8 protein-coding genes are annotated in these 7,447 nt (G+C 75.2%); 3 read left to right on the forward strand and 5 right to left on the reverse strand.

The features are described from left to right. Both AE652_RS30475 and AE652_RS30480 read right to left on the reverse strand, forming a co-directional pair. On the reverse strand, positions 1-591 hold a 591-nt coding region (locus AE652_RS30475; protein ID WP_049657331.1), incomplete at its 3' end, for a DUF885 family protein. A 305-nt stretch (positions 592-896) separates the two neighbouring features. Continuing rightward, positions 897-1,325: a DUF5997 family protein gene (locus AE652_RS30480; protein ID WP_049657333.1), complete on the reverse strand. Its 429-nt coding sequence runs from the start codon at positions 1,323-1,325 to the stop codon at positions 897-899. 67 nt (positions 1,326-1,392) lie between these two features. Here AE652_RS30480 and AE652_RS30485 point away from each other — a divergent pair, with 67 nt between their 5' ends. Both AE652_RS30485 and AE652_RS30490 read left to right on the forward strand, forming a co-directional pair. After that, positions 1,393-2,226 (forward strand): LysR family substrate-binding domain-containing protein, encoded by an 834-nt coding sequence (locus tag AE652_RS30485; protein WP_181970875.1) that lies wholly within the window; start codon positions 1,393-1,395, stop codon positions 2,224-2,226. Between the two features lie 54 nt (positions 2,227-2,280). Continuing rightward, complete coding sequence (locus AE652_RS30490; RefSeq protein WP_049657336.1) at positions 2,281-2,862, forward strand: DUF421 domain-containing protein; 582 nt, start codon at positions 2,281-2,283, stop codon at positions 2,860-2,862. 55 nt (positions 2,863-2,917) lie between these two features. On the opposite strand, the gene AE652_RS30495 is transcribed toward AE652_RS30490, so the two are convergent. The 3 genes from AE652_RS30495 to AE652_RS30505 all read right to left on the reverse strand — a co-directional run bounded on the left by AE652_RS30495 (position 2,918) and on the right by AE652_RS30505 (position 5,512). Continuing rightward, positions 2,918-3,328 (reverse strand): hypothetical protein, encoded by a 411-nt coding sequence (locus AE652_RS30495; RefSeq protein WP_049657338.1) that lies wholly within the window; start codon positions 3,326-3,328, stop codon positions 2,918-2,920. Positions 3,329-3,338: 10 nt separating this feature from the next. Next, entirely contained in the window at positions 3,339-4,067 is a 729-nt protein-coding gene (locus AE652_RS30500) for a rhomboid-like protein (protein WP_049657340.1), read from the reverse strand. 95 nt (positions 4,068-4,162) lie between these two features. Then, positions 4,163-5,512 carry a cytochrome P450 gene (locus AE652_RS30505; protein ID WP_049657342.1) on the reverse strand — a complete coding sequence of 450 codons (1,350 nt, stop codon included), beginning with the start codon at positions 5,510-5,512 and terminating at the stop codon, positions 4,163-4,165. Between the two features lie 308 nt (positions 5,513-5,820). Between AE652_RS30505 and AE652_RS30510 the strand changes: the two genes are divergently transcribed. After that, positions 5,821-7,224 (forward strand): amidase, encoded by a 1,404-nt coding sequence (locus AE652_RS30510; protein WP_049657344.1) that lies wholly within the window; start codon positions 5,821-5,823, stop codon positions 7,222-7,224. Positions 7,225-7,447: the final 223 nt, after the last annotated feature.

A 7,447-nucleotide genomic window follows, 5' to 3' on the forward strand; every position in this document is an offset into this window, starting at 1 on the left:
CAGGGCGCGCTCGGACTCCGGGCGGCCGGCCAGCGGCCGCAGCAGCTTGTCCTCGGCCGGGGCGGTCGCCAGGTGGGCCTCCAGCTGGGCGACGGCGGCGTCGACCCCGCTGCGCAGCGGGTGGCGGCCCTCGGCGGCGGCGTCCAGGGTGCGGCGCAGGACGGCGTCGAAGTAGTCGGGCAGCGCGGCGAGGCGTTCCAGGTAGGCGTCGGCGCCCTCCTGGTCGATCGAGGTCATGGCGAGCGCGGTGAAGGCCTCGTTCTGCGGGGCGACGATGGTCGCCGAGACGCTGAACTCGGCCAGCCCGTGGGTGATCTGGCCGATGCCGTTGGCGAGCAGCCGGGCGAGCACCCGGTGGGTGATCCGGTCCTCGCCGGCCAGCGAGTCCAGCGGGACCGCGGCCAGCCGGGCGGTGAAGCCCAGCAGGGCCTCGCGGTGGCGGTGCGCGGCCGCGCGGGACGGGTCGGGTACCAGGTGGGCGTAGCCCTCGACCCCGCTGAGGGTCGCGTCGAACGGGTTGTGGGTGTTCTCGGCGTCGAAGAACTCCTCCGCGAGTGCGGCGAGTCCGGTGTGCTGAGGCTGTTCGATCACGGTCGCTCCCCCGATGCGGTGTACCGCGGCGCGGCGTACCGCCGTGCCCGGTCCCGCCGATTATTCGGAGCGACCGGCGGCCCGGTCAATACGCGCTGGTGGGACGGGGGTTCCGTCCCCTCCCGCCGGCGCCCGCCACGCACGGACCCGCGTGCGGACCCGTGGACGGACCCACCCGCGGACCCGCGTACGGACCCGCGCACACGACGGTGCCGGCGTCCGTCGGAACGGACGCCGGCACCGTCGTTGCGCGGGGCCCGGCAACCGGCGCCGGGGCGCCGCCGTGCCGGGCGGGGGAGGACGGGTCAGCTGGCCTTGGCAGCCTTGCCCTCCTTGGCGGCCTGGGCGGCGGCCTCCTTCTCGTGCTTCTCCTTGATCCGGGCGGTCTCCTTGCGGACGTCCACCTGGTTGGCGCGCTCGTGCTGGAGCCAGAGCGGGTTCTCGGCCTTGACCGCCTCGATCTGCTCGGTGGTGAGCGCCTCGGTCACGCCGCCGCGGGCCAGGCCGGAGATGGAGATGCCGAGCTTGGCGGCGACCACCGGGCGCGGGTGCGGGCCGTTCTTGCGCAGGTCCTGGAGCCACTGCGGCGGCTCGGCCTGCAGCGCGCTGAGCTCCTCGCGGGAGACCACGCCCTCCTGGAAGCCGGTCGGCGCCGCGTCGAGGTAGATCCCCAGCTTCTTGGCCGCGGTGGCCGGCTTCATGGTCTGGCTGGTCTTCTGCTTGAGCGATGTCATGGTGACAAGGGTAAGGGAGTGCGCGGGCGCTCCCGGTCACGGTCGGTAGCCTTGCCTTGTGACAGACATGCAGGTGAACCCGTCCTTCCGGCTCGTGTACGTCCCGGGCGTGACCCCCGGCAAATGGGTCCGGGTCTGGAGCGAGCGGCTCCCGGACGTGCCGCTGGACCTCCTCGCGGTCCCGTTCGGCGACGGCGAGCGCACGCTGCGCGAGGGCGGCGCGGACGCCGGGCTGGTCCGGCTGCCGGTCGACAAGGACGTGCTGAGCGCGATCCCGCTCTACAGCGAGACCACCGTCGTGGTCTTCCCCAAGGACCACTGGCTCGCCGCCGCCGAGGAGGTCGCGCTGGACGACCTGGCCGAGGAGGTGGTCTTCCACCCGCTCGACGACACCCTCGGATTCACCGCCGACACCCTGCCCGGGCGGCCCGCCATCGCGCGTCCGGACAGCACGGAGGACGCGATCGAGCTGGTCGCGGCGAACGTCGGCGTGCTCCTGGTGCCGCAGTCGCTGGCCCGGCTGCACCACCGCCGGGACCTCACCTACCGGCCGGTGGTGGAGGCGCCGCAGTCCCAGGTGGCGCTGGCCTGGCCGCAGGAGCGGACGACGGACCTGGTGGAGGAGTTCATCGGGATCGTCCGCGGCCGTACGGTCAACAGCTCGCGCGGGCGCGGGGCCGGGCAGGCGGCGCCCGAGGCGCAGCCGAAGAAGGCGGCGGCCGGCCGGGGCAAGCCGCAGCCGCAGAAGTCCGGCGGGCAGAAGGGCGGCGCGCAGAAGGCGGGTGGCCAGAAGGCGGGCGGGCAGAAGTCCGGCGGACAGCGCGCGGGGGCGCCGAAGGCCGGGGGTGCCAAGGCCGGCGGGCGGGGCGCGGCGGCCCGGCGCGGCAGGCCCAAGCGGTGACCGTGGCGTAGCGTCTGCCCCGTTCGCTTGTGGTCGAGCGGGAGGAGCGGGGCAGTGTGGCACGACCTGATGGCCGTCCAGATTCCGATCGTGGAGAAGGTCCTCCGTACGGTCGCCGTCTACGTGCTGATCCTGGTGCTGTTCCGGCTGGCCGGGAAACGCGGGCTGGCGGGGCTGAACACCTTCGACATGGTGGTCGTCTTCCTGCTCTCCAACGTGGTGCAGAACGCCATCATCGGCAACGACAACAGCCTGCTCGGCGGCGCGATCGGGGCGGTCACGCTGGTCGCGGTGAACGCCGGCGTCACCCGCTGGCTCGCCCGCGACCCGAAGGCCGCCCGGCTCCTGGAGGGCAGGCCCACCACCGTGGTGAAGGACGGCAAGCTGGTCGAGGGCGCGCTGCACAGCCTGGCGCTGCGCCCGTCCGAGCTGGAGCACGCCATCCGGATCCAGAACGGCGACAAGGTCGGCGACGTCGCCCGCGCCCGGCTGGAGCCGGACGGGCAGCTGCTGGTGGCCCTCAAGCACGGCGAGCAGAGCGCCACCCGCGCCGACGTCGAGGACCTGCGGCGCCGGCTGGCGGAGATCGAGCGGCTGCTCACCGCGATCGCCGCCGACCGGCGCCCGCCGGGCTGACGCGGGCTCGCGCTCGGGCTCGGGTCCAGGCTCAGAGCCGGGCCCGGGCGCGGGTTCAGGTCCGGCTGCCGGCCCAGACCAGGCGCCCGGTCGACGCCGTGATGCGGTAGTCGGCCTCCGCACCGGGCCGGGCGTAGGCCTCGACCCGGCGGCACACCACGAAGGCCGGGTCCCGCTCCGACTCCAGGACCAGGTAGTAGTGCCCCGCGCCGGAGAGCTCGCCCGGGCCGCCGTCGGAGAACTCCCGGATGCTCTTGCGCTCCTCGGGCGTGGCGGAACGGATCGTCAGCGTGGGGTAGTGGGTGTGGAGCTTCATCGCCCGCACGGTCTCGAAGATGATGTCGAGGGTCTCGGGCTCCTGCCCGCCCGCCTGGCTGCGCAGCACCAGCTCCTTGTGGCCGATGCCGTAGTGCCAGAGCTGGAAGGAACGGGGGCTGTGGAAGGGGGTCTTCGCACTCCTGGTCATCCGGGCATGATCACCGGTCGGCCGCCGCCGGGGCAAGGGTTTCGGCGCGCCGGCGGCGGGCGGCGGTGAGGGCCACGGCGGCGGCCAGGGCGAAGCCGAGGGCGGCCGAGAGCAGGTGGCCGACGGTGGTGAAGGGCGGGAGGGGACCGGGCCATTCGCCGTCGCCGGAGAGCGGCCAGGCGAGGACGAAGGCGGCCCAGGGCAGCCGGGCCCAGCGGGGCAGGGCGAGGACGGCGAGGGCGAGGACGGTCTGGGCGCCGTAGCTGATGCCGTAGTCCGAGGCCTGGCGCACGCTCTCCGGGTACCAGCCGTGCCGCAGGGCGAACACGATCACCGCGGCGGTGAGCAGGGTGGCGCCGATGTGCCCGCCGAGGAGGACGGCGGCGGCGCGCGGGCTGCCGAAGCGGCGCTCGGTCCAGGCGAGGCAGCAGCCGATGCCGAGGCCGAGGGTGATCAGGGTGCCGCCGAAGCCGGTGGAGAGGATCTCGGTGAGGGTGCCGTCGAACAGCAGCGCGCTGCCGAACAGGGCGGTGACCGGGTGGTCGTGGAGGTTGTCGAGGTTGGTGCTGATGTGGTCGCGGAGTGCGTCCGCCCGGTCCTCGGCGAGCAGGTTCCCGACCCAGACGTTCCCGAGCAGGAGCAGGAGGACGTAGCCGAGGGTCAGCGGCGAGCGGCGCGGGTACGTCCGGACGGCGCGGAGCAGCCCGGTCAGGAGCCCCGATGGGGTGGGTGCGTTCATGGTCTGGTGGTGTCCCGGTCGAGCGGTGTGGTCCGCGGCCGGCGCCCGTGCGGCCGGCCATGCCGGGACAGTACCGAAGCCCGGTGGGGATCCGGTCAGCGGACCCGGCGGGTCAGCGTCGCGGTGAAGGGCCGGGGCACGAGGGAGGAGCCGCGGACGGGGCGGACGGGCCGGCCGGGGGTGGGGGCGATGGTCCAGCGGGCGGCGATGGTGGCGATGGCGAGGACGGCCTCGGTGGTGCCGAAGGCTTCGCCGATGCAGCGGCGGGCGCCGAGGCCGAAGGGCGCGTAGGTGCCGGGGGCGGGGCGGGCGGTGGTGAGCCAGCGGTCGGGGTCGAAGCGGTCGGGGCGGGGGAACAGGTCGGGCCGGCGGTGCAGCAGGTACGGGCTGTACAGCAGGGTGGCGCCGGCCGGGACGCGGTGGCCGCCGAGCTCGGTGTCGGTGGTGGCGGTGCGGCTGAGGATCCACGGCGGCGGGTAGAGCCGCAGGGTCTCGCTGACGATCCGGGCGGTGAGCGGCAGGGAGGGCAGGTCCTCGTGGCGGGCGGGCCGGCCGTCCAGGACGGTGTCGAGTTCGGCGTGCAGGCGGGTCCGGACGGCCGGGTTGGCGGCGAGCAGTGTCCAGGCCCAGGAGAGGGTGGCGGCGGCGGTCTCCATGCCGGCCAGCAGGAAGGTGACCACCTGCTCGTGGACCTCGGTGTCGGACAGGCCCCGGCCGTCCTCGTCCGTGGCGGCGAGCAGCGTGGAGAGCAGGTCCTGCCGGTCGGTACCGGTGGCGCGGTGCTCGGCGATCAGCCGCCGGGTGATCTCCCGCAGGTCCTGCTGGGCGCGGCGGAAGCGGCGGTTGCCGGGGGTGGGGAGGCGGTCGGCGCCGGGCAGCGGCAGCATCAGCCGCCGGCCGACGCCGCGGGTCACCACGTCCATGCTCCGGTGCACCGGCAGCGAGCCGGCCCGCTCGTGCGCGGCGAACAGGCAGCGGGCGGTGACGGCGGTGGAGAGCCGGTACATCGCGGCGGGGACGTCGATCACGTCGCCGTCGTGCCAGCGGGCGGTGGCGCCGGCGATCTCCTCGATCATCAGCGCGGCGTAGCCGGGCAGCCGGTCGCGGTGGAACGCGGGCTGCAGCATGCGCCGTTGGCGCCGGTGGGCGGCGGCGGGGCAGGTGGCGAGGCCGTTGCCGAAGACCTCCCGGGCCTTGTCGAGGAGGGGCCCGCCCTTGTCGAAGGTCTGGTCGTCGGTGAGCATCCGGCGGACCAGCTCGGGGTGGCAGACCACGTACGCGCGGAGCGGGCCGAGCCGCAGCCGGACGAGGTCGCCGTGGGCGGGCAGGCCGGCGACGAACTCGTGGGGGTGGTGGAGGAGGGCGGGGGCGTGGCCGAGCAGCGGGAGGCCGCCGGGGGCGGTGGCCGCGGTGAACCGGGTGGTCGGGAAGAACGGGGTCGGCACGGGCGTCACCTTGGTTGGGGCGGGAGGACCGGGACGAATCGCGAACGTGATCTTTCCCGGCGGTGTGCGGCGAAACGATCGTGGACCGGCGGACGGGGTGAACGCGGGGGCGCGGGGCGAACGATCGTGCGCCCTCGCTGTCTTGACGGCTCGTCCGCCCGTGAGCGGGCGCTCCGGGCCGCAGGGCGTCGCCGGGTGGGCCTACACTCGGAGCCCAGTGAGATTACCGGTCAGTAGAACCGGGCAGGTACGAGCAGCCGGTGCGATGGTCGGACGGCGGAACGTCCGGCGGGGAGTGGGGGGTTCGGATGACCGACGAGCGGGTCCACGCGTTCGCCGACGACGCCCTGGGCGCCCACGACGCGGTGGCGCTCGCCGCGCTGGTCCGGGCCGGTACGGTCAACCCCCGGGAGCTGGTCGGCGCGGCCGTCGACCGGGCCGCCCGGGTGGACGGCGCGCTGCTGCCCGTCGCCCACGCTTCGTACGACAGGCCGCGGATCAGCCGGGAGGGCATCGGCGGTCCGCTCTGGGGCGTGCCGACCTACCTCAAGGACAACGTGGACCTGCGCGGCCTGCCGACCGGGATGGGCAGCGAGGCCTTCCCCGCCCGCCCGGCCCGCCGCAACGCGCGCTTCACCGACCAGTTCCTCGCCACCGGCCTGGCCGTCCTCGGCAAGACCCGGCTGCCCGAGTTCGGCCTCAACGCCTCCACCGAGTTCGCCACCGCCCAGCCGGTGCGCAACCCGTGGAAGCCCTCGCACTCGGCCGGCGCCTCCTCGGGCGGCGCGGCCGCCCTGGTGGCCTCCGGCGTGGTGCCGATCGCCCACGCCAACGACGGCGGCGGCTCGATCCGCATCCCGGCGGCCTGCTGCGGGCTGGTCGGCCTCAAGCCCACCCGGGGCCGGCTGGTCACCAACGCCCAGAGCGGCAAACTGCCGATCGACCTGGTCACCGACGGTGTGCTGACCCGCTCGGTGCGCGACACCGCCGCCTTCCTCGCCGCCGCCGAGCGGCACCGGAGCAACCCCGCGCTGCCCCCGCTCGGCCTGGTCGAAGGGCCCGGCGAGCGGCGGCTGCGGATCGGCCTGGTGGTGGACTCGCCGACCGCCAGGACCGACGGGCCGACCCGGCGGGTGGTCGAGGAGACCGCCGCCCGGCTGGAGGCGATGGGCCACCTGGTCGAGCCCGCCGCACTGCCCTTCGGCGAGGAGTTCTCCCGCGACTTCGTCAGCTACTGGGGCTACATCGCCTGGGCCGTCGCGGCCACCGGCCGGCTGCTGATCGACCCGGGCTTCCGGGCCGGGAGGCTGGACGGCCTGACCACCGGGCTGCGCCGCCGGTTCCAGGCCGAGTTCCCGCGGACCCCCGGCGTGCTGCGGCGGCTGCGCCGGGCCGAGGGCGTGTACGCGCGGATCTTCCGCACCCACGACGTGATCCTCTCCCCGGTGCTCGCCCACACCACCCCGCCGATCGGGCACCTGAGCCCAAACGTGGACTTCGACGAGCTGATGGACCGGCTGACGCGCTACGTGGCCTTCACCCCGGTCAACAACGTGGCCGGCGGCCCGGGCATCGCCCTGCCGGCGGGCTCCGCGCCCGGCGGGCTGCCGGTCGGGGTGCACCTGTCGGCGGCGCACGGGCAGGAGCGGCTGCTGCTGGAGCTGGCCTTCGCGCTGGAGGCGGACCGGCCCTGGCGGCGGATCCAGGACTGAGCGGGCCGGTCCGGGGCCCGGTCGGCCGTTCGGCGACGGCGGCGTTCGGAGTGGCGGCGCCCAGGGCCCCGCTGCTCAGGACCCCGGTGCTCAGGCCCCCGGTGCTCCGGGCGGTGACACGTTCCGGGCGGTGACGCTCAGGGCAGCGGCGCCGCCACCGCCCGGGCCGCGCGCACCTCGTGGTGCAGCCGGGCGAGCGCGCAGTCCGGCGACAGCGCGTCCG

This window comes from Kitasatospora sp. MY 5-36, assembly GCF_001182915.1.
GTDB lineage: Bacteria > Actinomycetota > Actinomycetes > Streptomycetales > Streptomycetaceae > Kitasatospora.